The organism is Actinomycetospora sp. NBRC 106375 (assembly GCF_030269665.1).
In the GTDB taxonomy this organism is placed as follows: Bacteria; Actinomycetota; Actinomycetes; order Mycobacteriales; family Pseudonocardiaceae; genus Actinomycetospora.
Map to the genome: position 1 here is coordinate 69,772 of NZ_BSTS01000016.1, position 25,254 is coordinate 95,025.

The following is a 25,254-nucleotide window of genomic DNA, read 5'->3' on the forward strand; positions in this document are numbered from 1 at the left end:
TCGCCCTCGTGAGTAGTTGCGGCCCCTATGGGGGCCCCGACTGCTCACATGGGTCAGGCCGCGCGGACCGCCTCGATGTCGATCTCGATCCGCAGGGTCCGGCCGACCGCGAAGATGCCCGCGATCACCGACTGGTTCCAGCGGATGTCGAAGTCGTCGCGGGAGAGCTGGGTCGTCGCGCTGAAGCCGGCGCGCTCGCCGCCCCAGAGGTCGGGCCCGGCGCCGTGGTAGACGACGTCGAGGTCGACGGTGTTTCGCACGCCCTTGAGCTCGAGGTCGCCGGTCATCGTCCAGTGGTCGGGGGTGTGGCCCGTGATCGCCGTGGACGTGAAGTCGATGCGCGGGAACGCGACGACGTCGAGGAAGTCGCCGGCGCGCAGGTGCGCGTCGCGCGTGTCGTCGTCGGTGTCGACGCTGGACGGGTCGATGGAGGCGTGGACGCGGCTGCCCGCCAGGTCGGCACCCATCTCGATGGACCCGGTGAACTGGCGCAGGCGCCCGTGCACCTTGGTGATCCCGAGGTGGAACGCCGAGGCGGCGATCCGCGAGTGCACGGGGTCGATGTCCCAGCGCCCGGGTGCGGGCAGGCTCAGGGCGCCGGTGCGGGTGAGCACGACGCGACCGAGGTCGCCGGAGCCGGCGAGCGGACGGGCCGCCGGGGTGTGGCCGACCGCCGAGGTGATCACGGTCGACGGCCCCTCGGGGAGCCCGTCGACGAGGAACGTACCGTCGCCGCCGACCGTCGCGCCGCCGATCTGGGTGCCGGCGGCGTCGATGACGGTGACGACCGCGAACGGCACGGGCCACCCGTCGCTGGTGACCGCGGCGCCCCGCACCCAGCCACCACCACGTGCGCCGGGAGCTGTCGGGGCCGTCCGCTCCCCGGCGCTCACCAGCGCTCGCCGCCGGTCTGGGGGGCCTCGGTGACGTCGTCGGTGTCGAGGTGGTGGACGTGCCGCCCGCCGAAGCCGTTGCCGTTGCCCGCGGCCGCGCCGTCGTCGCCGCGCGGGGCGTCGGGACGCGCCGGGGTGCCACCCGAGCCGGCCCCGTCCACCGCCGGCGGCATCAGGCTGAGCACGACGTCCGACGGGTGCCCGGGGCCGATCTCGATCTCCGAGGCCACCGGCGCGTAGCCGCTCGCGGTGATCGTGTAGATGCCGTGGGCCACGTCGTCGAAGCGGAACGAGCCGTCCTCGCCGGTGACGCGCGAGCCGACGACGTGCCCGTCCTCGCTGACCAGCGTCGCCAGCGCCTCGGCCACGGGACGCCCGGCGCCCGCCGAGCGCACCGTCCCGGAGAGCTGGGTCCGCGTCGCCAGCGCGACGTCGTGGGTGACGTGCCCCTCGCCCGGCACGCGCACCGTCTCGGCGACGGGCGCCAGGCGCGGGGCGGCGGCGGTGAGCGTGTAGGTGCCCTCGGTGAGGTCGGAGAAGCGGTAGGCGCCGTCGCCGCCCGAGCGCGTCACCGCGACGACGGTGCCGCGCACGTCGGTGAGCGTCAGCACGACGTCGCCCCACCCGCTGACGCCACTGGCATCACTGCCGCCGTTGGTGCCGCCGCCGTGGCGCACGCCGACCGTGCCGCCGAGGGTGGCGCCGCCGCCGGTGAGCCCGACGTCGTGGCGCAGCGGGCGGTCGGCGACCGCGACGAGCGAGGCCGTCGGCTGGTGCGTCGACGAGGCGCAGATGACCAGGTACGTCCCGCCCGTCGGCGGCACGAGCTGGTAGTGCCCGCCCTCGTCGGCGGAGGCGCGGTCGAGCTGGTCGCCGGAGAGGTCGCACAGCGTCAGCGCCGCGCCGGGCACGGGCGCGCCGTCACCCCGGGTGACCCGACCGAAGATCATGATCGGTTCCTGTCCGTCCACCGACGTCCACCTCTCTGGCAACGCACCATCGCACTCGAGCGGGCCGGCGACCCGTCGACACCATCGTCCTCCGGCCACTCCCGCGACGCCCGGGCACGGTCCCTCCACCGACGAGGGATTCCGTTCCGGACACGCACGGGATTTGCTTGGATAGTACAAGCATCATCTCGCGCCGGCTCGTCGGTGATCGGATGGCGGGCGCCCGCCGACCGCGCCACGCTGGGGGCATGCCCGAGCTCCCGTCCGACTTCCCGGCCCTGCCGCAGCCCGCCCTCGACCTCGACCCGGACCGGCGCGCGGTGGCGGACTTCTACGACTACGCCGACCTGCTCACCGACGAGGAGACGGCGACGCTGCGGCGCCTGCGGTCCTATCTCGCGCAGGACGTCGCGCCGCTGGTCGAGAACGCCTGGGAGCGCGCCGAGTTCCCGATGCAGCTGGTCAAGGGCTTCGCGGAGCTCGACCTCGCCGGGCTGCCCTACGGTCTCGGCACCGCGACCGACGAGCCCGCCCGCCGGCTCTTCCTCGGGTTCCTGCACGCCGAGATCGCGCGGGTCGACCCGTCGGTGAACAGCTTCTTCGGCATCCACACCGGCCTCGCGATGGGCTCGATCTGGGCCGGCGGGACCTCCGAGCAGCGGCAGCGCTGGCTGCCGTCGATGGCGCGGATGGAGACGATCGGCGCCTTCGGGCTCACCGAGCCGCACGGCGGGTCCGACGTCGCGGGCGGGATGGAGACCACCGCGCGCCGCGACGGGGACCACTGGGTGCTCGACGGCGACAAGCGCTGGATCGGCAACGCGACCTTCGCCGACGTGGTCGTCATCTGGGCGCGCGACCTCGAGACCGGCGAGGTGCGCGGGTTCGTCGTCCCGCGCGAGACCGAGGGCATGACGATCGCCAAGATCGAGGGCAAGACGGCGCTGCGCATCGTCCAGAACGCCGACATCGCGCTGCGCGGCGTGCGCGTCCCCGACGACCACCGCCTCGCGGGCGGCACGGGCACGTTCGCCGACGCGGGCGGGGTCCTGCGGGTCACCCGCGGCAACGCCTCCTGGGGCGCGACCGGCACGCAGATGGGCGCCTACGAGCTCGCGCTGTCCTACGCCGGGCAGCGGGAGCAGTTCGGCCGCCCGATCGCCGGGTTCCAGCTCATGCAGGACCTGCTCGTCTCGATGCTCGGCAACGTCACCGCGTCGCTGGGGATGGCCGTGCGCAACGCCCAGCTCCTGGACGCGGGACGGGGCTCCGACGCCCACTCGGCGCTGGCCAAGGAGTTCTGCGCGAGCCGCATGCGCGAGACCGTGGCCTGGGCCCGCCAGCTCGTCGGCGGCAACGGGGTGATCCTCGGCAACGGTGTCGCGCGCTACTTCGCCGACGCCGAGGCCCTCTACTCCTTCGAGGGCACGCGGGAGATGAACACGCTGATCGTGGGGAAGGCGGTCACCGGCCAGAGCGCGTTCGTACGCTGAGGGTGATGTCGACGGATCGCGCCGCCCGGTGACCGGCCACCCGACGGTGGCCGTCGCCCTCGCGCTCTGCTCGGTCGTCGCCTACGCGTTCTCGGCGGCGCTGCAGCGCCGGGAGACCGCGCGGGCCGCGGAGCCCGTCGAGTCGGCGGGCGGCTGGGGGTTCTTCCGGTCCCTGCTGCGCCGCCGGTGGTGGTGGGCCGGGGTCGCCTGCATGGTCGCGGGCGCGGTGATCCACATCGGCGCGCTCGGCTTCGGGTCGATCACGCTGGTCCAGCCGATCGGCGTGACGACGCTGATCCTCGCGCTGCCGCTCGACTCGTGGCTCGAGAAGCGGCGCATCCGCGCCGGCGAGTGGGTGGGCGCCGTCGTGCTGGTCGCGGGTCTGGTCGGGCTGCTGACGCTCGCGGCGCACGGCCCGCCGTCGCGGACCCCGCCGGCGCCGGTCGTGCTCGGGGCGATCGCCGTGATCGCGGTGACCGCTCTGGTGCTCGCCGCCGCCGGGGCCCGCGGGCGCCCGATCGTGCGGGCCGTGGTCCGCGCGGCGGCGTCCGGCCTGTGCGCCGGCGCGACGTCCGGGCTGGTGCGGCTGATCATCCGGCTCATCGCCGACGGCCGCTCGCCCGCCCTGATCGCGACGGTGGTCGTCGCGGCGCTCGTGCTGCCGGTGGCCTCGATCCTGCTGGTGCAGACCGCGTTCCGGGACGGCGGCCTCGACGCCGGGCTGGCCACCCAGATCACCGCCGACCAGGCCGCCGCGGCCGCGATCGGGATCGTGGTGCTCGGCGAGCGCTACACCCTCGGCGCGGCCGGGGCCGCGCTGGCGTCGGTCAGCGCGGTCGTCGCGCTGGTCGGACTGGTGACGCTGATCCGCGCCGGGCCGACCCCCGAGCAGCGGGCCGCCCTGGCGTCGCCTACCGCAGCACCAGCACCAGGCCGGTGACCAGCGCCAGCACCGCCACCGCGCCGCCGAGCACCGGCACGGCACGATCGGCGGCGAGCGGTGAGGGCAGCGGGCTGCGGCTCAGGCGCACGGTCCGGCGCCGTCCGTAGAGGGCGACGACGACGGCGAGCACGGCGGCCGCGCCGGCGAGCACCAGGGCCGGCCAGGAGCCCTCGTGCGTCACCTCGCGGACCGCCAGCAGCAGCGCGTTCGCCCCGACGCCCAGCGAGGTCCGGCTCCACGCGAGGCCGGTGCGCTCGGCCTGCAGGCCGGCGTCCGACGGGGACGCGCTCACGCCCCGCCCCGCAGGACGACGAGGGCGAGCCCGAAGAGCGCCAGCACGACGAGTCCGGCGGCGAGCACCCACGGCAGGCGCTGGCGGGGCAGCGGACGTCCGCGGCGGATCGCGAACTCGACCCCGCGCCAGCGCAGGACCCCGCCCGCGGCCGTCACGACCGCGAGCGCCACGAGGAAGGCGCCGAGGACGCCGCGCATGCCGGGCACCGCGAACTCGGGCAGCAGCTGCACCACGGCCACCCCGGCGGCGAGCAGCGACAGGGAGGTGCGCAGCCACGCGAGGAACGTGCGCTCGTTGGCGAGCGTGAAGCGGTAGTCCGGCTCGTGCTCCTCGTCGGTCTCGTGCCCGTCGGAGGCCTCGGCCACGGACGACTCCCTCCCGCGTGCGGACGTGACCTGCGCATGCTGCCGGGTGGGGACCGGCTCCGGGCCGGGCGCCTCGGATCGGGCCCCACGGATCCGGCCGTCGGGTCACCCCTGGGCGGACCGGACCGCGTGCAGCGTCACCCGGGCCCAGGCGTTGTTGACGTAGCCCTTCGGGTTCCAGACCTCCGCGGGGTCGGCGGGCTGGACCCCGGCCGCCGAGTCCCACGCCCGCGCGACCACCCGCGTCGACCCGGGCGGCAGGTCGAGCACGGCCGACCAGAGCCGCCAGCTCCAGCGGCTCGCCTGCGGCGCGAGGTCGGCCTCGGCCCACGTGGCGCCGTCGTCGGTGGAGACGTCGACGCGCACCACCGTCCGGTCGCCCCCGGCCAGGGCGTAGCCGGTCACGGCGACCGGTCCCGCGGGGACCTCCGCGCCGTCCGCGGGGGCGAGGACGTCGGCGTTCACCGCGATCGCCCCGAGCGCGATCCCGCGGCCGCGTCCGGGCGTGGCGTCGGCGGGCAGGAGGCGGTAGGCGACGGCCTGGTAGTGGCCGTCCGAGGGCCGGTCGCGGACGGTGACCCGCTCGAGCCACTTCACGCTGCGCGCGCCGATCCAGCCGGGGACGACGACCCGCACCGGGGCGCCGTGCGCGGCCGGCAGCGGGGCGTCGTTCATCGACCAGGCGAGCAGGCGAGCAGCACCTCGGGGGCCAGGGCCTTCTCCAGCGGCACCGACACCGCGTAGGGCTCCGGCTGGTCCGGTTCGGCGGAGACGTCGGCGCCGGTGAACGCGACGTCGGTGGCGGCCGGCTCGACGCCCGACTCCCGCAGCACGTCGGCGAGCCGCACGCCGGACCACCGCGCGGTCCCGGTGGCGCCGGGGCCCCACGGGGTCTCGCCGGGCAGGTCGGCGACCTCCGTCAGGCCGGCCCGGCGGTTGCCCGCGCACTGCAGGGTCACGACCTCGGCGTGCTCCGTGAACCGCACGCGGAGCTCGTCGAGCGTCCACGTCGCCGGGCGCCCGACGAGCCCGTCCGCGCGCAGCGACCAGGTCGCGGGGTCGATGCGGGGGCGCTCGACGGCGTGGTTGCGGTGGTAGAAGACCTCGACGGGGGTCAGATCCCGGCCCGCGAGCGCCGTCCGCGGCGGCTCCGCGTTGTACGGCCGCGACGAGTGGACCGTCATGTCGGCGGGCTCGGTGGACACGGTCCTCCCCGGGGTCGACGACACGCGGTGAGTGCCCGGCGGGGTCGGTTGATCCGACCGGGTGGACCTCGGTGTCGGGCCTGTGACAGGTCCTCGCGCACGGGCCGATCAAGATCGATATCGGCGGCGTCGGGAGCCCGGTGTGCCCAGGTCAGCCGGGGTGGGAAACCCGGTCCACCGGGTGCCGGACACCCCGACGGGCAGCTCGGGCGGAGTCGTAGGGTGCCGCGCATGACGCAGACGCCGATCTACGAGGAAGTCCGCCGGGCGTTCGGCCGCGCCGACCGTGGCCTCGAGAGGCGGACGTTCCGCGAGGCGTCGAGCGGGGCCGAGGAACGCCCCTCCCGCCCCGTGATGCTGCGCGGCAACGGCGGTCGGCACCGGCGCTCCGGCGACTGACCACCCGACCCTCGCCGTGCTGCTCGCGGGCCCGGACCACGGCACCTCCGGGGCGTGGGGCATGGTGGTGCCCGGTTCCGTCCCTGACGACGGGGCCGGTCGCCGAGGTCAGCGAGGGCAGTCATGAGCGAGCAACCCGGGCCCGCGGGGCCGCCCGGGCCCGGACGCGGGCGGCACTCCGCGCCCGGTCCGGACGCCGACGCCCCGGCTCCTGACGCCCCCCGCCACGCCGGCGAGCCCGACCGTGCCGGTCGCCCGCCCGCGCCGCCCTCGCAGCCGGCGCCGCCGTCGCCGCCGTCGCCACCATCACCGCCGCCGACGTCGCCCGCCGGACCGGGCGGCCCACCGCGTCACGCCGGTCCCGGGCCCGGCGGGCCGCCGAACCCCCAGGGTCCGCCACCGGGACCGCCGCCCCCGGGAGCCGGCCGTCCCGGTCCGGGCGGCCCGGGCGCTCCGGGACCCGCTCGCCCCGGCCCGCCGCCCGTCGTCGCCCCCGGCTACGGACCCGGCGGTCCTGGAGGCCCGGGGGGTCCTGGGGCCCCGGGAGGCCCGCCGCCGGGCCGCCCCGGTCCGCAGGGGCGGGGTCCGGCGCGACCCGAGGGCGACCCGTCCGGCCCGCGTCCCGGCGAGTCCCCGACCCGCGCCGTCCGACCCGGCGAGGACGAGCTCACCAGCCACCGGGCCGACGCCGCGGGGGACGGACAGGCCCCGGCGTCCGGCCTGTCGATGGTCAAGGTCACCGGGCAGGCCGCCGCGGCCACGACCACCGCGGCCGTCGGCTCGTTCATCGGCGGCGCGGGCGGCACCGTGATCGGCGCCGGGATCGCTGCCATCGTCACGACGATCGGCGACGCCTTCTACCAGCGCTCGATCGAGCGGACGCGCGACACCGTCCGGCGCCGGCTGCGCTCCGGGCGGCGTGACGGCGAGGACGGCGAGGACGGCGCCGAGCCACCGCGCGAACCGGCGACCGTGCTCGCGGGCACCGGCGCGGACCGGCCCGGTGCCGGCACGAGCGTCATGGCGAGCCGGCCCCGGGGCGGCGCGCCGGCCCCCGACGACCAGCCGACCGTCGTGCTCGGCGCCGACGGCCCCACGCGGGTCACCCCGGCGGCGGGCGGCGGTCCGGGCGGCGACGACCCGACGCGCGTCACGCCCGCGCCCGCGACGCAGGCGATGGGCGCCGAGGACCCGACGCGGGTCACGGGCGCGCCGGCCACGCAGGCGATGGGCGGCGGTCCGGGTGCCGACGACCCGACCCGCGCCGTCGGCCCGGGCACGCGGGTCCTGTCCGGGCCCGAGGACGACGAGACCGTCGTGCACCGCGCTCCGGGTGGCCCCGGCGGGCCCGACGACCCGGACGACCCCGACGGCGAGCCGGCGCGTCCGACGCCCTGGCGGCGCTACGGCATCCTCGCGGCGACCGCGCTGCTGATCTTCCTCATCGCGATGCTGGCGATCACGGGCATCGAGCGGGTCAAGGGGTCGCCGCTCTCGGGCGGCGAGTCGGGGACCAGTGTCGGCGCCGTGTTCGGGACGGCCGCACCCGAGACCACGACGAGCGGCGCGCCCGAGACCACGACCAGCGCGCCGGCCGAGGGCGGGGAGACGACCACGTCGGAGAGCCGCACGACGACCTCGCGCACCTCGGAGTCGAGGGAGACGACCACCACGGGCGCGCCGCGCCTGGTGCCCTCGGGGCTGCTGCCGGGTAACTGAGGGCTCGTGCGCACCGACTTCGAGCCCGACGCCCTCGGCGCCGTGGGCTTCTACAAGTTCCTGACCTCGGTGATCGTCCCGCGGGCGATCGCGTGGGTCGTGACGCGCTCGGCCGACGGGACCGACAACCTCGCGCCGCACTCGTTCTTCACGGTCGCGAGCACCGACCCGCCGATCGTGCAGTTCACGTCGGTCGGCGAGAAGGACTCGCTGCGCAACGTTCAGGCCACCGGCGAGTTCACGGTGTGCCTGACGCCCGAGCCGCTGCTCGAGACGATCAACGCGACCGCGACCGACTTCCCGTCGCACGAGAGCGAGATCGACGCGACCGGGGTGACCCGGGAGCCGTCGCGGTGCATCGCGACGCCGCGGATCGCGGAGTCACCGGTCGCCCTCGAGTGCCGTCTCGAGCAGGCGATGCCGGTGGGCAACTGCCACCTCGTGCTCGGGCGGGTCGTGCACGCCGTCGTCTCCGACGACGCGCTGGTCGACGGCCGCCCCGACGTGCAGCGCCTCGCGCCGCTCGCCCGCCTGGGCGGCAACCAGTGGTCGACGATCGGCGAGGTGCTCGACACCCCCCGCATCCGCTACGCCGACTGGCCCGGTCACTTCTCCGGGGCGTCGTCCAGCAGCTGAGCGGCCTTCTCGGCGTCGGCGAGGGCTAGCAGACGCCCGCGCGGGTCGGCGACGAGGCGGCGCGTGGTGTGGTCGAGCAGGCCCATGACGCCCGTGATCGTCGCGGCGACGACGTCACCGCGCCGCAGCTCCGTGTCCATCCGGAACGTCTTGCCCTCCCCGAAGCGCAGGTCGAGCGTGATCTCGACCTCGTCGCCGGCCCGGAGCTCGGCGAGGAAGCGGACCGTCGTCTCGAGGATGATCGGCCCGATGCCGGCGGCGGTCAGGTCGGCGATGCCCACCCCCAGCGCGCGGAGGCTCTCCGTGCGCCCGTGCTCGCCGTACTGGTGGTACACCGCGTGGTTCACGTGGCCGTTGGCGTCGCACTCGTAGCCGCGCACCGTCACCGTCGTCGAGAACACGCCCGTCTCCCGTCGCCGCCCTGCCGTGATCATCGCGATCGTGACAGGCTGCGCGCGTGCGCATCGGGATGGGGCTGAACTACAGCGGCGGGTTCGAGGAGACGGTGGCGGAGCTCGCCGAGCACGAGGCGGCCGGGCTCGACATCGCGTTCGTGCCCGAGGCCTACAGCTTCGACGCGGTGAGCCAGCTCGGCTTCATCGCCGCGCGCACGAGCCGGCTCGAGATCGCGTCGGGCATCCTGCAGATCTACACCCGCACCCCGTCGCTCACGGCCATGACCGCCGCCGGGCTCGACTACGTCTCGGGCGGGCGCTTCACGCTCGGCATCGGGGCGTCGGGACCGCAGGTCATCGAGGGCTTCCACGGGGTGCGCTACGACGCGCCGCTCGGGCGCACGCGCGAGATCGTCGACATCTGCCGGCAGGTGTGGCGCCGCGAGAAGGTGCAGCACTCCGGCCGGTACTACAACGTCCCGCTGCCCGCCGACCAGGGCACCGGGCTCGGCAAGCCGTTGAAGATCATCAACCACCCGGTGCGCGACCGGATCCCGATCGTCCTGGCCGCGATCGGGCCCAAGAACGTCGCCCTCACCGCCGAGATCGCCGAGGGCTGGCTGCCGATCCTGTTCGTGCCCGAGCGGGCCCACGAGGTGTGGGGCGAGTCGCTGGCGGCCGGGAAGGCGAAGCGCGACCCGTCGCTCGGCGAGCTGCAGACCTACCTGCAGGCGTCGCTGTGCATCACCGAGGACACGGACGTCGCGCAGCAGATGCTCGACGGCATGCGCCCGTTCGTCGCGCTCTACGTCGGCGGCATGGGCGCGAAGGGCAAGAACTTCTACAACGAGCTCGCCCAGCGCTACGGCTACGAGGCCGAGGCCGAGAAGGTCCAGGACCTCTACCTCGACGGCAAGAAGGACGAGGCCGCCGCGGCGGTGCCCGAGGACCTGGTCAAGGCGATGTCGCTGATCGGGCCCCGCTCCTACGTCGCCGAGCGCCTGCAGGCCTTCGCGGGCGCGGGCGTCACGACGATCAACGTCACGCCCCTCGCGGGGACACCCGCGGAGCGGGTGTCGTTGGTGGGGCAGGTCAAGGAACTCGCCGCCGATCTGTAGGGGTGCCCCGATGCGTGTGTTCGCCGACGTCGATGAGCTGCGTGCTGCCGTGGGGGAGGACCTCGGCACGAGCGAGTGGGTGACCGTCGACCAGCGCCGCGTCGACATCTTCGCCGACGCCACCGACGACCATCAGTGGATCCACGTCGACCCCGAGGCCGCCGAGAAGGGGCCGTTCGGGCGCACCGTCGCCCACGGGTTCCTCACCGTCGCCCTCATGCCCAAGTTCGGGTGGGACACCTTCGAGGTGAAGGGCGTCTCGATGACGGTGAACTACGGGCTCAACAAGGTGCGCTTCCCCGCACCGGTGCCGGTCCCCAGCCGTGTGCGAGGTCACTGCCGTCTGGTGGACGTCACCGACGTCCCGAACGGCGTGCAGGCGACGATCGGGGGGACGGTGGAGATCGAGGGGTGGCCGAAGCCGGCGTGCGTCGCCGAGGTCATCCTCCGGTACGCGCTCTAGCACTCGAGGAGGTCGGCCGTGGCCGATGCGGTGATCTGCGAGCCCCTGCGCACCCCGGTGGGGGGTTTCGGGGGCGCGTTGCGCGACGTGGCGCCCCAGACGCTGGCGGCGACGGTGATCCGGGAGCTGGTGTCGCGCACCGGCATCACCGCCGACCAGGTCGACGACGTGGCGTTCGGGCACTGCTACCCGACGATGGACGCGCCGGCGATCGGCCGGGTGGCGGCGCTGGACGCGGGCCTCGAGGTGACGGTGCCGGGCATCCAGGTCGACCGGCGCTGCGGCTCGGGGCTGCAGGCGGTGCTGTACGCGGCGATGGCGGTGCAGACCGGCGGGGCGTCGCTGGTGCTGGCCGGGGGCGCGGAGTCGATGTCGGGCGCGACCTACTACTCGCAGGCGCCGCGGTGGGGCACCAAGGCCGGCGGGTTCGAGTTCAAGGACGCGCTGGCCGAGGGCCGGGTGCACGCCGGCGGGGTGAACCACCCGGTGTGGGGCGGGATGATCGAGACCGCGGAGAACGTCCGCGAGCGGTACTCGATCCCGCGGGAGGAGCAGGACCGGTTGGCGGTGCGCAGCCACGAGAAGGCGACCGCGGCGGTGAAGGACGGCCGGTTCGCCGACGAGCTGGTGGCGGTGACGGTGCCCGGGCGCAAGTCCGACACGATCGTCGACGCCGACGAGCACATCCGGCCGGACGCGTCGCTGGAGTCGCTGGAGAAGCTGCGCCCGATCCGGGGCAAGCAGGACCCGGCGGCGACGGTGACCGCGGGCAACGCGTCGGGGCAGAACGACGGCGCGGCGGTGTGCATCGTGACCACGCCGGAGAAGGCCGCGGAGCTGGGGCTGCGGCCGCTGGCGCGGCTGGTGTCGTGGGGCCTGGCCGGTGTCGGTCCGGAGGTGATGGGGATCGGGCCGGTGCCCGCGACCTCCGCTGCTCTCGACCGGGCCGGGCTCTCGCTCTCGGACATCGATGTGATCGAGCTGAACGAGGCGTTCGCCGCCCAGGCGCTCGGGGTCGGGCGCGAGTGGGGGATCGACCTGGTCACCGACGAGCGGGTGAACCCGAACGGTTCGGGGATCTCGCTGGGCCACCCGGTCGGCGCCACCGGCGTGCGGATCCTGGCGACGATGCTGCGCGAGATGGACCGCCGCGAGGCCCGCTACGGCCTGGAGACCATGTGCATCGGCGGCGGCCAGGGCCTCGCCGCCGTCTTCGAGCGGCTCGCCTGAGTGTCAGCGAAGTGCCGTCACGGACGCTGAGCGTCTGTATCCGTACTTCGATCACCGCGGTGCGCGGGGCAGACGCGGGGTCCGAGCGGCGGCAGTGATCGAAGTCCCGTTGCGGACGCTGAGCGTCTGCAACGGCACTTCGCTGACAAACCCGCTACCTGCCCTGCCAGCGGGGTTCGCGTTTCTCGCGGGCGGCGGCCGTGCCCTCGGCGGCATCCTCGGTCGCGCCGGCCACGCGCCGCATCGTCTCGCCGAACCGGATCGCCTCGGTCTGGGGCAGGTCGTCCGCGCGGCGCGCCATCTCCTTGATCGCGCGCTGGGCCAGCGGCGCACCGGCGAGCAGACGGTCGGCGAGGGCTCGGGCCTCGCTCATCAGGTCGTCGTGCGGCACCACCCGCGAGACCAGACCCATCTCGCGGGCCCGCTCGGCGTCGACGCGCTCGCCGGTCAGCAGGAGCTCCATCGCCGGCTGCCACCCGATGCGCTGGGGGAGCCGGAGCGCGCCGACGATCGTCGGGATGCCCAGGCGCACCTCGGGGAAGCCGAACGTCGCCCGGTCGCTGGCGATCACGAGGTCGCACCACGTCACCAGCGTCAGCCCGTAGCCCAGGCAGTGGCCGTTCACCGCGGCGACGACCGGCTTGAAGATCTCCCAGCCGCTCTCGAACGAGTTCACCGTCGGGCGCTCCCAGAACGAGCCGGGGAACTCGCCGGCCGGGTTGCCCTCGCCGCCCGCGTCCGCGCCCACGCAGAACGCCCGTCCCGCGCCGGTGACGATGCCTACCCAGGCCTCGTCGTCGGCGCGGAACCGGTCGAACGCCTCGTTGAGCCCCTCGCGCATCGCGCCGTCGATGGCGTTGAGCTTCTCGGGGCGGTCGTAGGTGATCGTCGCGACGTGCCCGTCGCGCTCGTAGGTGACGCGCTCGCTCTCCACGGTCCGACACCGTAGGGCGGGCGCCGTTCCGGTGACGGGCGCCCGTCGCCCGTCCATCCGCTCGAAGGTGCCCTTCGCTCGACAACCCGCGGCGTGCCCCAGCGGCACCACACGGGCGAACCGGGCGGTCCCGGACGGCGCGCCGGCACCCCCGGCGCGACGATCGCGGATGTGACGCGCTCGAAGGGATGACCGAGTGGCGGTCGGACGACCCCAGGTGCATGCTTGTACCCAGCAACCGATTGTACGGAGCATGCAATGGATTCCTCGCGGCTCCCGGCCCCGCCGCCGGGTGCGGACGACCGCTGGTTCGTGTCCGACCGTCTCGGGCACCAGCTGATCCGTGTCATGCGGGCCATGGAGCGGGCGAAGGCGGCCAAGTCCGTCGGCGTCGACGGCGTCGAGAGGGCGGCCTACGTCCTGCTCGCCCGCCTCGTCCTCGAGGGTCCGCGACGGTCGAACGCGCTGGCCGAGTCGGTGCATTCCGACCCGTCCACCGTCAGCCGCCAGGTCGCCGGGCTCGTCCGGGCCGGGCTCGTCGAGCGCCGCCCGGACCCCGAGGACGGCCGCGCCACCCTGCTCGCGCCCACCGCCGAGGGCCTGCGTGTCTTCCAGGCCAACCGCGACCGCCGGAACCGCCAGATCAGCGCCATGACCGAGCACTGGGACGAGGCCGACCGCACGCGGCTCGTCGAGCTGCTCGAGCGCCTGGCCGGCGACATCGAGCACCAGCACGCCACCACCACCCCCGCCCCGCCGTCGGCCGCCGTGAGCGGCCAGGAGGCCTCATGAGTTCGCCCGCCGTCGCCGCAGCTCCCCCGGCGGCCGCCCCCACCCCGAACAGCATCGGCTTCACCCACCGGCAGATCCTCGTGATCCTCTCGGGCCTGATGCTGGGGATGTTCCTGGCCGCCCTCGACCAGAACATCGTCTCCACCTCGATCCGCACCATCGCCGACGACCTGCAGGGCCTCAACCTGCAGGCGTGGGCCACGACGGCGTACCTGATCACTGCGACGATCTCGACCCCGCTCTACGGCAAGCTCTCGGACCAGTACGGGCGCAAGCCGTTCTTCCTCTTCGCGATCGGCACCTTCGTCCTCGGCTCGGTGCTCTGCACGATCTCGACGTCGATGTACGAGCTCGCGGCGTTCCGCGCCGTGCAGGGCCTCGGCGCCGGCGGCCTCATGTCGCTGGCCCTGACGATCATCGGTGACATCGTCCCGCCGCGGGAGCGCGCCCGCTACCAGGGCTTCTTCCTCGCGGTGTTCGGCACGGCGAGCGTCATCGGCCCGGTGGTCGGCGGGTTCCTCGCCGGCCAGAGCGAGATCCTCGGCATCACCGGCTGGCGCTGGGTCTTCCTCGTCAACGTCCCGATCGGCATCGTCGCCTTCGCGGTCGTCATGCGGGTGCTCAACCTCCCGCACACCCGCCGTGAGCACCGCATCGACTTCCGGGGCGCGGTCGCCCTCGCCGTCGCCCTCGTGCCGCTGCTGATCATCGCCGAGCAGGGCCGCGAGTGGGGCTGGGGCTCCGTCTCGGCGATCGTCTGCTACGTCATCGGCGCCGTCGGCCTCGTCGCGTTCTACCTGGCCGAGCGGTCCTACGGCGAGGACGCGCTGCTGCCGCTGCGGCTCTTCCGCAACGGCGTGTTCAGCCTGACGTCGATCATCGCGGTGATCACCGGCATCGGCATGTTCGGCGGCATCGCGATCGTCCCGCAGTACCTGCAGATCGTCACCGGCGCGACCCCCACCGAGGCCGGCCTGCAGATGATCCCGCTGGTCGGCGGGATCATGACCGCCTCGATCATCTCGGGCCAGCTCACCAGCCGGACCGGCCGCTACAAGATCTTCCCGGTGATCGGCCTCGGGCTGATGACCGTCGGCATGCTGCTGTTCCATTTCCTCCTGCACGCCGACACCCCGTACTGGGAGATCGCCGTGCTGATGGTCGTGTTCGGCCTCGGGCTCGGGAACTGCATGCAGACCCTCGTGCTCGCGGTACAGAACGCGGTGCCGGCCAAGGACATGGGTGTCGCGACGGCGTCGGCCACGTTCTTCCGGCAGATGGGCGGCACGCTCGGCGTGGCGGTCTTCCTCTCGGTGCTGTTCTCCACCGTCGGCGACAAGATCCGCGAGGCCTTCACCCAGATCGCCCCGACGCCCGCGTTCCAGGCGGCCGTGGCCGACCCGACGATCGCGGCGAACCCGGCCAACCAGGTCGCGCTGAACCCGGCCGCCGGCGCGGTCCAGGTGGCGCAGGACTCCTCGGTGCTGCAGCGGATGGACGGGCGGCTCGCCGAGCCGTTCCTCGTCGGGTTCTCGAACGCGATGGACCTGGTCTTCCTCATCGCCGCGTGCATCATCGTCGTCGGCTTCGTGCTCGTGCTGTTCCTGCGGGAGGTCCCGCTGCGCACCCAGTCGGGCATCCAGGCCCGCGACGCCGAGGACACGAGCACGCCGACCGGCGCGGCCGTCGGCGGCGCCACCGCCGGCGCGGCCGCGCACAACACGGTCAACGACGCGCCGCCCGTGCCCGCCGCCGACGGCGCGCGGTCCGGCGCGCACGGTCTGGCGGCGTCGACCGTCCCGATGGCCCCGATGCCCGCCGCCGCGCCCGGCCCCGCGTGGCAGGCCCGGCGGCCGGAGCCGGCCTGGGGCCCGCCGAGCACGGCCGACGCCGTCCGGCAGCCCGTCCGGCAGCCCGTCCGGCAGCCCCTGCGGCCCAGCCCGGCGCCGCGGGGGGCGGCCGGGCCGACGGTCCACGGCCGGGTCTCCGGCGTCGGTGGCAGCCCGGTCACGGCCGACGACGAGGTGACGGTGTCGTTGCACGGTCTGGACGGCGCGCCGCTGCAGCGCACCGGCCTCGACCCGGACGGGGCGTTCGCCCTGCAGGCGCCGGCCTCGGGCACCTACGTGCTCATCGCCAGCTCGCCGCGACGGCGCCCGTTCGCCGAGCTCGTGAGCGTCGACGGCGTGCCTGTGCGTCGCGACGTCGCCCTGGCCCGGGTGGCGACGCTCGGCGGGCGGGTCGCGGAGGCCGACGGCACCCCCGTCGCCGGCGCGACCGTCACGGTCACCGACCCCGGCGGCGGTGTCGTCGCCGTGCGGCGCAGCGACGCCGACGGCGCCTGGGAGAGCGGGGAGTGCGAGCCGGGCAGCTACACGGTCACGGTGCTCGCGCCCGGCCGGTCGCCGCAGGCCGCCCGGGTCGTGGTCGGCGAGGACGGCGCCCGCCAGGACGTGACGGTGCCGCCTGCCCGGTACTCGCTCTCCGGGGCCGTGCGCGGGACCGGGGGGACGCCGGTGCCCGAGTCGCTGGTGGTGCTCGTGGGCCGTGACGGCGCGGTGGTCGCCTCGGCGGTCACCGGCCCGGACGGGCGGTTCCGTCTCGACGGCATCACCCCCGGGCGGCACATGCTCACCGCGAGCGGCTTCGCGCCGGTCACCGAGCAGGTCGTCGTCGACGGCACCGGACGCGACCTGGAGCTGACGGTGACCCCGCCCCGCCCGGCCACGCGCGAGGACGCCGACGGCGCGGGCGGACGCCACGAGGCGCCGGCCCACGAGGCGCTGACGCGCTGACGTCGAGGTGGGCGCTGCGGGTCGTCCCGACGACCCGCAGCCTCACCCGGTCGGCCGGCCCCTCAGTGCCCGGCCTTCTCGCCGCGCTTCTTCGAGGCCTCGATCTCGTGCTCGGCGTCGGCGCGCCCGACCCACTGCGCGCCCTCGACGCTCTTGCCGGGCTCGAGGTCCTTGTAGACCTCGAAGAAGTGCTGGATCTCGAGGCGGTCGTACTCCGAGAGGTGGTGGATGTCCCGGAGGTGCTCCTGGCGCGGGTCGCCCGCCGGGACGCAGAGCACCTTGTCGTCGCCGCCGGCCTCGTCGGTCATGCGGAACATGCCGATGGCGCGGGCGGACACCACGCAGCCCGGGAACGTCGGCTCCTGGATGAGGACCAGCGCGTCGAGCGGGTCGCCGTCCTGCCCGAGGGTGTTCTCGATGTAGCCGTAGTCGGCCGGGTACTGCGTGGCCGTGAAGAGGGTCCGGTCCAGGCGCAGCCGTCCGGAGGTGTGGTCCATCTCGTACTTGTTGCGGACCCCCTTGGGGATCTCGATCAGCACGTCGAACTCCACGGTGCCGTTCACCGCTCCCTGTCTCGCTCGCTCGTCGGGGTCCCGCCGGACCGTGCGACCGTGCACGCCGGCGGCCCCGTGGGCCGGCCGAGAACCCTCGACCGGCCTCTAGTGTGGAGCACCGGCCGGGGTGACCCGGCACACGACGGCGGTGACCTCTCCCTCGTCCGGGTGAGGTGAACGGCAGGTGAGGAGGGGGTCCGCACCGTGAGCGGCGACGGTCAGCGCACGGACACCGGGTCGTCGTCCGCTGTTCGCCGGTGGACGCGCCGGGTGCTCGTGGTCGCCGTGGTCCTCGTCCTGATCGGCGGCCTCGGCGTCGGGCTCTCGCTCACCGCGCCGTCGGCGGCCCGCGCCGTCGGCCTGCCCACCTGGCTCGTCGGCGGCGCCGCCGCGGACCCGCCCGACCCCGCGACGCCCCGGCTGCAGCTCGCGGCGGCCGGCGCCGACGCGCCCGTGCCGACGCAGGACGGGCTCGCCACCGCCCTCGACGCCCGCGCCGCCGCGCTGGGCGACCTCACCGGCGCCGTCGTCGACCCCGCCACGAACACCACGCTCTGGCAGCGCAAGCCCGACGAGGGCCAGGTCCCGGCGTCGGTGACCAAGGTGCTCACCACGTCCGCCGCGCTGCTGCGGCTCGACCCGACGATGCGGTGGACGACGAGCGTGGTCGCCGGGCCGACGCCGGACTCGGTCGTGTTGGTCGGCGGCGGCGACCCCACGCTCTCGTCGCTACCCGCGCCCCAGCAGTCGGTCTACCCCGACGCCGCGCGCCTCGACGACCTCGTCGCCGCGGTGGACGCCGCCCGTGCCGGGCAGCCGCCGGTGCGGCACGTCTACGTCGACGTCTCGCGCTACGAGAACGGCGGCGGCAACGGGCAGGCGGCCGGCTGGGACCCCGTCGACATCGCCGGCGGCAACTTCGCGCCGATCGTCCCCGTGATGCTCGACGGCGGCCGGGTCGACCCGACCGCCGTGGACGGCTCCCGCGTCGCCACCCCCGCCTCCGTCGCCGCCCGCGAGCTCGGCGTCCGCCTCACCCGCGGCGGGACGGCGCCGACCGTGACGATCGGGAACGCGCCGCCCGGGGCGCCGGTGCTCGGCGAGGTCCGGTCGCCGCCGGTCACCGAGCTCGTGCGCACCGCCCTGCAGAACTCCGACAACGTGCTCGCCGAGGCGCTGGGCCGCGAGGTCGCGCGGACGGTCGGGGAGCCGACGACGTTCGAGGGCGCTGCCCGGGCCGTGACGCGGGTGCTGAACGACGCGCGGATCCCCACCACCGGCGTCGCGCTCTCCGACACCAGCGGGCTCTCGGTGAACGACCGCATCCCGGCCGGCGTCCTGGCGAACGTCCTGGCGCCCGCCGCGGCGCCGACCGGCCCCGACCCGCGCACCGCGACCCTGCGGCCCCTGCTCGACGGGCTGCCCGTGGCCGGGGGTGGCGGCACCCTCGCCGAGCGCTACCTCCCGGGCTCGGCGTCCGCCGACGGCCGGGGCTGGGTCCGGGCCAAGACCGGCACGCTCACCGCGGCCAACGCGCTGGCCGGCATCGTCGGCACCGAGGACGGGCGCACGCTCGTGTTCGCCTTCATGAGCAACGGCGCCGCACCGGGCACCGCGCCGCCGGGGCTCGACGCCCTGGCCACCTCGCTGCACGAGTGCGGGTGCCGCTGAGCGCCCGCTCACCACACGTACGGTGGAGTGGTGGCCGTCGAAGTGACTTCCGCCGCCCCCCGTGGCGCGGGCATGCCCGTCGACTGGGACCTCGCCGCCGGCACCGGGGCCCGCCTCGTGCCCGCCGGGCCCGCGGTCACCCCCGCGCAGGCCGCCACCGAGGTGGCCCGCCTGCGCGACGGCGCCCGGGTCTCCGAGCAGCACGTCCGCGCCCTCACCGGGCTCGGCGCCGGGCTGCCGGTGCCGGAGGCGGACGTCGTCGACCGGCCCGACTGGATCCGCTCCGCGGTCGACGGGATCGCCGCGCTGCTCGACGACGCGCCCGTGCCCCGCCCGCCGGACGGCCTCGTCGGCGACGCCGTCGGCCGCGTCACGCGCTCGGCCGCCGGCATCCAGATGGGCACGCTGCTGGCGTTCCTCGGCAGCCGGGTGCTCGGCCAGTACGACCCGTTCGGCGGCCCCGAACGCGCGGGCCGTCTCCTGCTCGTCGCGCCCAACGTCGTGGCCGCGCGGCAGGCGCTGGACGTCGACGCCGACGACTTCGCGCTGTGGGTCTGCCTGCACGAGGCCACCCACCGGCTCCAGTTCACCGCCGTGCCCTGGCTGCGCGACCACTTCCGCACCGAGGTGGCCGCCTTCGCCGGCGGGTTCGACCGCTCGGCCTCCGGCGCGGTCGACCGCCTGCCCGAGATCGTCAAGGCCGTGCGCCGCGACCCGCCGCGCGACGGGCTGGCGCTGGTCGAGATGTTCCAGGGCGCCGAGCAGCGGGCCGTGCTCGACCGCCTGCTCGCCCTGACCACGCTGCTCGAGGGCCACGCGGAGCACGTCATGGACGCGGTCGGGCCAGCCGTCGTCCCGACGGTCGCCACCATCCGCGCGCGCTTCACCACCCGGCGCCGCGGCGGGAGCGTCCTCGACCGCCTGCTGCGCACGCTGCTCGGCGTCGACGCGAAGATCCGCCAGTACGAGCAGGGGCGCGTGTTCGTCGACCACGTCGTCGACCAGGTCGGACTGTCCGGCCTCAACGCCGTGTGGACCGCGCCGGAGACGCTGCCGCTGCGCGCCGAGATCACCGACCCGGACGCCTGGCTGCGCCGCGTCCACGCCTGACCCGAGCCGGCCCGTGCGCGCGCCCGACCCCGTCGCCGAGGTTCGCCGGGCGGTGCGCGAGGTCCTGGTCGATGCAGCGAACGGGTATCTCGCTGCTTCTAGGCGTACGAAGTCCCCGTTGATCATCGCCTGTTCCGGCGGCGCGGACTCCCTCGCGCTGGCCGCGGCAGCGGTACACGTCGCGGACGGCCCGGTGCACGGGGTCGTCGTCGACCACCGGCTCCAGGACGGTTCGGGGGAGCGGGCGGAGCGGGCGGCGGCGCAGCTGCGGGATCTCGGCGCGGCGTCCGCGGACGTCGTCGGCGTCGACGTCGGGACCGACGGCGGGCCGGAGGCCGCGGCCCGGACGGCGCGCTACGACGCCCTGCGCGCGGCGTCGCGGGCGCGTGACGACGCCCCGGTGCTGCTCGGACACACCCTCGACGACCAGGCCGAGACCGTGCTCCTGGGTCTGGGCCGCGGGTCGGGCGCGCGGTCGCTGGCCGGGATGGCGGCGTGGGACCCGCCGTGGTGCCGCCCGCTGCTCGGCGTCCGTCGCGCGACGACGCGGGCCGCGTGCGCCGCCGCGCACCTCACCCCGTGGGACGACCCCCACAACGAGGACCCACGGTTCACGCGGGTGCGGCTGCGCCGCGAGGTGCTGCCCCTGTTGGAGGAGGTCCTCGCCGGCGGTGTCGCGCCCGCGCTGGCCCGCACCGCGGCGCAGCTGGCCGACGACGACGCCGCGCTCTCGGCGCTCGCGAGCGTGCGCCTGGACACACTGGTCGACGCCGCGGGCGGGCTCGACGCCGTCGCGCTCGTCACGGATCCGCCCGCGATCCGGCGTCGCGTGCTGCGGGCGTGGCTGGTGGGACGTGGGGTGCCGGAATTGTCCGATGCCCACCTGCGCGCCGTGGACGGGCTCGTCGCCGCCTGGCGGGGGCAGGGCGCTCCGCCACTTCCCGGCGGGTTGGAGGTCGTCCGGGCGCATGGGAAGCTGCACACGCTCCGGGCCCGCGGCCCGGCGCGACCCCTGCCACCCCACCGGTGAGGAGCACCGCAACGGTGTACGACGGCGACATCGCGTCCGTACTGATCACCGAGGAGCAGCTCCAGGGCAAGATCGCCGAGCTCGCCGCGCAGATCGCCGACGACTACGGCGAGAGCGACCAGGACCTCGTCCTCGTCGGCGTCCTCAAGGGCGCGGTGATGTTCATGACGGACCTCGCCCGCCGGCTCCCGATGCCCACGCAGCTCGAGTTCATGGCGGTGAGCTCGTACGGGTCGTCGACGTCGTCCTCGGGGGTCGTGCGCATCCTCAAGGACCTCGACCGCGACATCTCCGGACGTCGCGTGCTCATCGTCGAGGACATCATCGACTCCGGACTCACCCTGTCCTGGCTGCGCAAGAACCTGGAGTCGCGCGGGCCGGCCTCCCTCGAGGTCGTCACGCTCCTGCGCAAGCCCGAGGCGGCCAAGCTCGACGTGGACGTCGCCTACGTCGGCTTCGACATCCCGAACGAGTTCGTCGTCGGCTTCGGCCTCGACTACGCCGAGCGTTACCGCGACCTGCCCTACATCGGGACGCTCGACCCGCGCGTCTACGCGTGATCACTGAACGATCACTCATCTGACACGGCCCCGGGCGCAGCGGCCGAGTGAGGTGCCGCTACCGTCCGCCACATGGCCGGTGCGCGTCGCTCTCTGTGGCTCGTCAACGGGCTGATCGTGCTGGTCGTGCTGCTCGCGGCCGGTGGGACGGTGTACGCCCTGACGGGCAGCGGCGGCACCGCCGACCAAGGGCTGCGCACGACCCCGGTGGGACGCGGCACGGTCACCCAGACCGTGACGGCCTCCGGTGCGGTCACCAGCGCGCGCGGCTCCACGCTGAACTTCGCGAGCAGCGGTCGGGTCGAGGACGTCCGTGTCAAGCTCGGCGACACCGTCACGGCGGGCGAGATCGTCGCGACCCTCGATCCGGAGTACGCCGACGCCAACCTCGACGCCGCCCGGGCGCAGCGGGATTCCGCGCGCCAGCAGTTGGCCGATGCGCGCGAGGCGCGGGACAACCCGACGACGACCGCCGCAACCCAGGCGCCGGCCGCGGGGGCGCAGGCGGGAGGGACGACGGGCACGGCGACGGGGAACCAGCCGGGTGCCGTCACGCAGCCTGGAGCGGCGCAGCCTGCCCAGCCGGCCGCGCCGGCACAGCCGGGCCAGGCGCAGCCTGCACCAGGCCAGTCCCAGCCGCACCCGGCCCAACAACAGCCCCAGCAACAGGGCGCGCCGCTCGTCGAGATCAACAGGTTCTCCTCCGGCGCGGCCGCCCAGCCCCAGGCCGCCGATCCCACGCCGACGCCCACGCCCGGAGCCGGCTCCGGATCGACGGGCACGAGCGGCGGTTCCGCGGGCGCGGGTGGCGGCGCCGCGACGACGCCCGAGGGCCAGGTGGCCTCCGCCGAGGCGTCGCTCGCGCAAGCCGAGGCGTCGGTCATCCAGGCCGAGCAGTCGGCGGAGAACCTCGAGCTCTCGTCGCCGCAGGACGGCACGGTGGTCAGTCTCGACATCGGTCCGGGGCAGCTGGTGCCCGCCGGCGGCACGACGAGCAGTTCGACGACGTCGGGCAACCCGACCGGCGGCACGCTCCCCGACGGCACCGCCGCGGGCGGGGGCGCCGCCGCCTCGAGCGGCGCGAGCGGCGGCTCCGCGGCGTCGTCCGGTGCGGCCGCGGGCGGCGGCTCGGGCGCGGCGTCGGGCGGCGGGACGACCGTCACCGGCACGCCGACGACGCCCGCCGCGATGACTGTGCTCGACCTCTCGTCGCTGCAGATCCGCGCCGACGTGCCCGAGCTCGACGTGGGGCGCCTCGCCGCCGGCCAGGCGGTGGCCGTGTCGGTCAACGCGCTGCCGGGGCAGTCGCTCCCGGGTGTCGTGAGCAGCGTCGACCTCCTGCCCGGGACGGGGACGTCCGTGCAGTACGGCACGAACGTCGCCCTCACGGGGCTCCCGCCGAACCTCCGTCCCGGGATGTCGGCGAGCGTGGCGGTCGACGTGGCCCAGGCTCCGAACGTGCTGTTCCTGCCGTCGGCGGCCATCACGCCGACCGGCGGCGCGGGCGCGACGTCGGGCACCGTGCAGGTCCTCGGTCCCGACGGCGTCCCCCAGGCCCGGACGGTCGGGCTGGGCCTGAGCTCGGACACCACCACGGAGATCCGCTCCGGGCTCGCGCCCGGCGAGCTCGTCGTGCTGCCCGGCGCGACCGCGGAGATCGTCCCGGGGCAGGGCCCGCCGGGCCAGCAGCGCAACGGCGGCAACGGCGGCAACGGCGGCGGGAACCGCTCCGGGGGCGGCGGCGGCGGATGACGTCGCCCGACGAGTCGGGCCCCGGGGCAGGCCAGACCCTCGCGGTGGAGCACGTCATCGACGTCCGCGGTCTCTCCAAGGTCTACGGCGAGGGCGACACCGCGGTCCACGCACTCCGGGACGTCGACCTCACCGTGCGGCGCGGCGAGTACGTCGCCGTGATCGGGCAGTCCGGGTCGGGGAAGTCGACGCTGCTCAACATGCTCGGCTGCCTCGATGCGCCGAGCTCGGGGCGCTACCTGCTCGAGGGCCTCGACGTCGCGTACCTCGACGAGCGCCAGCAGGCCGTGCTCCGGAACCGCCAGATCGGCTTCATCTTCCAGGCGTTCAACCTCATCCCGCGCACGAACGCGCTGGCCCAGGTCGAGCTGCCCCTCGTGTACGCGGGGGTCGGGCGACGGGTCCGGCGGGAGCGGGCGGAGGCGGCGCTCGCGCTGGTCGGGCTCTCCGAGCGCGCCGACCACCGCCCCAACCAGCTCTCCGGCGGCCAGCAGCAGCGGGTGGCGGTGGCACGGGCCCTCGTCACCGGCCCGGCGCTGCTGCTCGCGGACGAACCCACCGGCAACCTCGACTCGACGAGCACCGGCGACGTCCTGGCCCTCTTCGACCGCCTGCACGCGGCCGGGCGCACGATCGTGCTGATCACCCACGACGACGAGGTCGCGGCGCGGGCCGAGCGCGTCGTCGTCGTCACCGACGGGCGGCTGCACGAGGTCGGGGTCCCCGGGTGAGCCTCGTCGAGATCGTCCGCTTCGCGCTGCGCGGACTGTGGGCCAACCGGCTGCGCTCGCTGCTGACGATGCTCGGGATCATCATCGGGATCGCGGCCGTCATCCTGCTGACCGCGCTGGGCAACGGGGCCTCGCAGTACATCCAGAGCCAGATCGCGGGCCTCGGCGCCAACAGCATCACCGTCCTCCCGCGCCAGCCCCCGCAGAGCGCCGGCACCGACGGGCGGCCGCTCACGACCGCCGACGTGGACGCGCTCTCCGACCCCCAGGGCGCGCCGGACATCGCATCGGTCTCCGGCGTCGTCACCTCGTCGGTGACGGTGGACGCGGGCCGGGCGAGCAGCGGCGCGACGATCGTCGGTAGCACCCCGTCGTACTTCCCGGGCGCCAACGTTCAGATCGCCACGGGCCGCGCCTACACCGAGGCCGACGTCGCGGCCGGGCGCAAGGTCGCGCTGCTGGGCGCCACCGTCGTCGAGGACCTCTTCGGCGTGGGTGCCGACCCCGTCGGCCGCACGGTGCTCGTGAACGGCGTGCCGTTCGACGTCATCGGGACGCTGGTCCCGTCCGGTAACGGGGGCGGGCTCTCGAACCCGGACGAGAACGTGCTCACGCCGCTGACCGCGGTCCAGGGATCGCTCACGGGGTTCGGCGACCTCAGCCAGATCGTGGTCCAGGCCCGCTCCACGGAGGGGCAGGCCGCCGCCGAGACCGAGGTCAACTCGATCCTCGACCGCCGGCACGGGATCGACAACGCGGACGACCGGGACTACCAGGTGATCAGCGCCCGGCAGCTCGCCGACGTCCTCGACCAGACCCTCGGGGCCTTCACCCTGCTGCTCGCCGCGATCGCGGCGATCTCGCTGGTGGTCGGGGGCATCGGGATCACGAACATCATGCTCGTGTCGGTCACCGAACGGACCCGCGAGATCGGCATCCGGAAGGCCCTCGGCGCCCCGCCGTCGGCGATCCTCGGCCAGTTCCTCGTCGAGTCGATCATCCTCAGCCTCGTCGGTGGCGCGATCGGTGTCGCCGTCGGCTACGCCGGCACGCTCGTGCCGCTCGGTGACTTCCGCCCCGTCGTGCTGCCCTCCGCCGTCGTCGCCGCGGTCGCCGTGTCGGCGGCCATCGGCATCTTCTTCGGCGCCTACCCCGCCCGCCGGGCCGCACGGCTGCGGCCCATCGACGCCCTGCGTCGCGAGTGAGCCCCGCGACCTCGGG

Annotated in this window: 26 protein-coding genes; 17 read left to right on the plus strand and 9 right to left on the minus strand. The window is 75.1% G+C overall.

Annotated elements, in window-relative coordinates; all coding sequences use genetic code 11:
* Positions 1-53 precede the first annotated feature (53 nt).
* Both QSK03_RS24045 and QSK03_RS24050 read right to left on the minus strand, forming a co-directional pair.
* Positions 54-893, minus strand: a complete 840-nt coding sequence (locus QSK03_RS24045) for a YceI family protein (protein WP_285657470.1) — start codon at positions 891-893, stop codon at positions 54-56.
* On the minus strand, positions 890-1,864 hold the full coding sequence (locus QSK03_RS24050) for an MSCRAMM family protein (protein WP_285657472.1): 975 nt from the start codon (positions 1,862-1,864) through the stop codon (positions 890-892). Before QSK03_RS24050 ends, QSK03_RS24045 begins: the two co-directional genes overlap by 4 nt.
* 227 nt (positions 1,865-2,091) lie before the next feature.
* Between QSK03_RS24050 and QSK03_RS24055 the strand changes: the two genes are divergently transcribed.
* Complete coding sequence (locus QSK03_RS24055) at positions 2,092-3,336, plus strand: acyl-CoA dehydrogenase family protein (protein ID WP_285657473.1); 1,245 nt, start codon at positions 2,092-2,094, stop codon at positions 3,334-3,336.
* A 28-nt stretch (positions 3,337-3,364) separates the two neighbouring features.
* Positions 3,365-4,276: a DMT family transporter gene (locus QSK03_RS24060; protein WP_285657475.1), complete on the plus strand. Its 912-nt coding sequence runs from the start codon at positions 3,365-3,367 to the stop codon at positions 4,274-4,276.
* On the opposite strand, the gene QSK03_RS24065 is transcribed toward QSK03_RS24060, so the two are convergent.
* The 4 genes from QSK03_RS24065 to QSK03_RS24080 form a co-directional block, all read right to left on the minus strand.
* Positions 4,248-4,571, minus strand: coding sequence for a DUF202 domain-containing protein (locus QSK03_RS24065; protein WP_285657477.1), 324 nt, complete (start codon positions 4,569-4,571; stop codon positions 4,248-4,250). The genes QSK03_RS24060 and QSK03_RS24065 overlap by 29 nt on opposite strands.
* Positions 4,568-4,939: a YidH family protein gene (locus tag QSK03_RS24070; RefSeq protein WP_285657479.1), complete on the minus strand. Its 372-nt coding sequence runs from the start codon at positions 4,937-4,939 to the stop codon at positions 4,568-4,570. Before QSK03_RS24070 ends, QSK03_RS24065 begins: the two co-directional genes overlap by 4 nt.
* Before the next feature lie 105 nt (positions 4,940-5,044).
* On the minus strand, positions 5,045-5,614 hold the full coding sequence (locus QSK03_RS24075; protein WP_285657480.1) for a molybdopterin-dependent oxidoreductase: 570 nt from the start codon (positions 5,612-5,614) through the stop codon (positions 5,045-5,047).
* Positions 5,611-6,144, minus strand: a complete 534-nt coding sequence (locus QSK03_RS24080; RefSeq protein ID WP_285657481.1) for a molybdopterin-dependent oxidoreductase — start codon at positions 6,142-6,144, stop codon at positions 5,611-5,613. The genes QSK03_RS24075 and QSK03_RS24080 overlap by 4 nt, the downstream gene beginning before the upstream one ends.
* A 231-nt stretch (positions 6,145-6,375) precedes the next feature.
* Here QSK03_RS24080 and QSK03_RS24085 point away from each other — a divergent pair, with 231 nt between their 5' ends.
* The 3 genes from QSK03_RS24085 to QSK03_RS24095 all read left to right on the plus strand — a co-directional run bounded on the left by QSK03_RS24085 (position 6,376) and on the right by QSK03_RS24095 (position 8,898).
* Positions 6,376-6,543: a hypothetical protein gene (locus QSK03_RS24085; protein WP_285657483.1), complete on the plus strand. Its 168-nt coding sequence runs from the start codon at positions 6,376-6,378 to the stop codon at positions 6,541-6,543.
* 726 nt (positions 6,544-7,269) lie between these two features.
* Entirely contained in the window at positions 7,270-8,262 is a 993-nt protein-coding gene (locus QSK03_RS24090; protein ID WP_285657486.1) for a hypothetical protein, read from the plus strand.
* 6 nt (positions 8,263-8,268) lie between these two features.
* Positions 8,269-8,898 (plus strand): flavin reductase family protein, encoded by a 630-nt coding sequence (locus tag QSK03_RS24095; protein WP_285657488.1) that lies wholly within the window; start codon positions 8,269-8,271, stop codon positions 8,896-8,898.
* Here QSK03_RS24095 and QSK03_RS24100 read toward each other — a convergent pair.
* On the minus strand, positions 8,868-9,332 hold the full coding sequence (locus tag QSK03_RS24100; RefSeq protein ID WP_285657490.1) for an acyl-CoA thioesterase: 465 nt from the start codon (positions 9,330-9,332) through the stop codon (positions 8,868-8,870). The two genes, QSK03_RS24095 and QSK03_RS24100, sit on opposite strands and share 31 nt — an antisense overlap.
* A gap of 23 nt (positions 9,333-9,355) precedes the next feature.
* Between QSK03_RS24100 and QSK03_RS24105 the strand changes: the two genes are divergently transcribed.
* From QSK03_RS24105 to QSK03_RS24115, 3 genes are read left to right on the plus strand one after another with little or no spacing between them, the layout of a single operon-like run.
* Positions 9,356-10,411 (plus strand): LLM class F420-dependent oxidoreductase, encoded by a 1,056-nt coding sequence (locus QSK03_RS24105; protein ID WP_285657492.1) that lies wholly within the window; start codon positions 9,356-9,358, stop codon positions 10,409-10,411.
* 10 nt (positions 10,412-10,421) lie between these two features.
* The gene (locus QSK03_RS24110; protein WP_285657494.1) at positions 10,422-10,874 is read left to right on the plus strand and encodes a MaoC family dehydratase; all 453 of its coding nucleotides are present in this window, start codon (positions 10,422-10,424) and stop codon (positions 10,872-10,874) included.
* 18 nt (positions 10,875-10,892) lie between these two features.
* A complete protein-coding gene (locus QSK03_RS24115) occupies positions 10,893-12,104 on the plus strand; it encodes an acetyl-CoA C-acetyltransferase (RefSeq protein WP_285657496.1) in 1,212 nt (403 codons plus the stop codon).
* Positions 12,105-12,258: 154 nt separating this feature from the next.
* Here the strand turns inward: QSK03_RS24115 and QSK03_RS24120 are convergent, their stop codons facing one another.
* Positions 12,259-13,038 carry an enoyl-CoA hydratase/isomerase family protein gene (locus QSK03_RS24120; RefSeq protein ID WP_285657498.1) on the minus strand — a complete coding sequence of 260 codons (780 nt, stop codon included), beginning with the start codon at positions 13,036-13,038 and terminating at the stop codon, positions 12,259-12,261.
* Positions 13,039-13,296: 258 nt separating this feature from the next.
* Between QSK03_RS24120 and QSK03_RS24125 the strand changes: the two genes are divergently transcribed.
* Together QSK03_RS24125 and QSK03_RS24130 are read left to right on the plus strand one after the other, a co-directional pair.
* A complete protein-coding gene (locus QSK03_RS24125; protein WP_285657500.1) occupies positions 13,297-13,830 on the plus strand; it encodes a MarR family winged helix-turn-helix transcriptional regulator in 534 nt (177 codons plus the stop codon).
* Complete coding sequence (locus QSK03_RS24130; protein ID WP_285657502.1) at positions 13,827-16,625, plus strand: DHA2 family efflux MFS transporter permease subunit; 2,799 nt, start codon at positions 13,827-13,829, stop codon at positions 16,623-16,625. The genes QSK03_RS24125 and QSK03_RS24130 overlap by 4 nt, the downstream gene beginning before the upstream one ends.
* A gap of 62 nt (positions 16,626-16,687) precedes the next feature.
* Here QSK03_RS24130 and QSK03_RS24135 read toward each other — a convergent pair whose 3' ends face one another.
* Positions 16,688-17,176 carry an inorganic diphosphatase gene (locus tag QSK03_RS24135; RefSeq protein WP_285657585.1) on the minus strand — a complete coding sequence of 163 codons (489 nt, stop codon included), beginning with the start codon at positions 17,174-17,176 and terminating at the stop codon, positions 16,688-16,690.
* Between the two features lie 207 nt (positions 17,177-17,383).
* Between QSK03_RS24135 and dacB the strand changes: the two genes are divergently transcribed.
* The 7 genes from dacB to QSK03_RS24170 all read left to right on the plus strand — a co-directional run bounded on the left by dacB (position 17,384) and on the right by QSK03_RS24170 (position 25,238).
* A complete protein-coding gene (dacB, locus tag QSK03_RS24140; RefSeq protein ID WP_285657503.1) occupies positions 17,384-18,850 on the plus strand; it encodes a D-alanyl-D-alanine carboxypeptidase/D-alanyl-D-alanine endopeptidase in 1,467 nt (488 codons plus the stop codon).
* Between the two features lie 72 nt (positions 18,851-18,922).
* Entirely contained in the window at positions 18,923-19,960 is a 1,038-nt protein-coding gene (locus QSK03_RS24145) for an Rv3626c family coenzyme F420 biosynthesis-associated protein (RefSeq protein ID WP_285657587.1), read from the plus strand.
* Between the two features lie 13 nt (positions 19,961-19,973).
* A complete protein-coding gene (gene tilS, locus QSK03_RS24150; protein WP_285657505.1) occupies positions 19,974-20,990 on the plus strand; it encodes a tRNA lysidine(34) synthetase TilS in 1,017 nt (338 codons plus the stop codon).
* A gap of 14 nt (positions 20,991-21,004) precedes the next feature.
* Positions 21,005-21,550, plus strand: a complete 546-nt coding sequence (gene hpt, locus QSK03_RS24155) for a hypoxanthine phosphoribosyltransferase (protein ID WP_285657507.1) — start codon at positions 21,005-21,007, stop codon at positions 21,548-21,550.
* Positions 21,551-21,622: 72 nt separating this feature from the next.
* Positions 21,623-23,302, plus strand: coding sequence for an efflux RND transporter periplasmic adaptor subunit (locus QSK03_RS24160; RefSeq protein WP_285657509.1), 1,680 nt, complete (start codon positions 21,623-21,625; stop codon positions 23,300-23,302).
* 44 nt (positions 23,303-23,346) lie between these two features.
* Positions 23,347-24,033: an ABC transporter ATP-binding protein gene (locus tag QSK03_RS24165; protein ID WP_285657589.1), complete on the plus strand. Its 687-nt coding sequence runs from the start codon at positions 23,347-23,349 to the stop codon at positions 24,031-24,033.
* The gene (locus tag QSK03_RS24170) at positions 24,030-25,238 is read left to right on the plus strand and encodes an ABC transporter permease (protein ID WP_285657510.1); all 1,209 of its coding nucleotides are present in this window, start codon (positions 24,030-24,032) and stop codon (positions 25,236-25,238) included. The genes QSK03_RS24165 and QSK03_RS24170 overlap by 4 nt, the downstream gene beginning before the upstream one ends.
* Positions 25,239-25,254 lie beyond the last annotated feature (16 nt).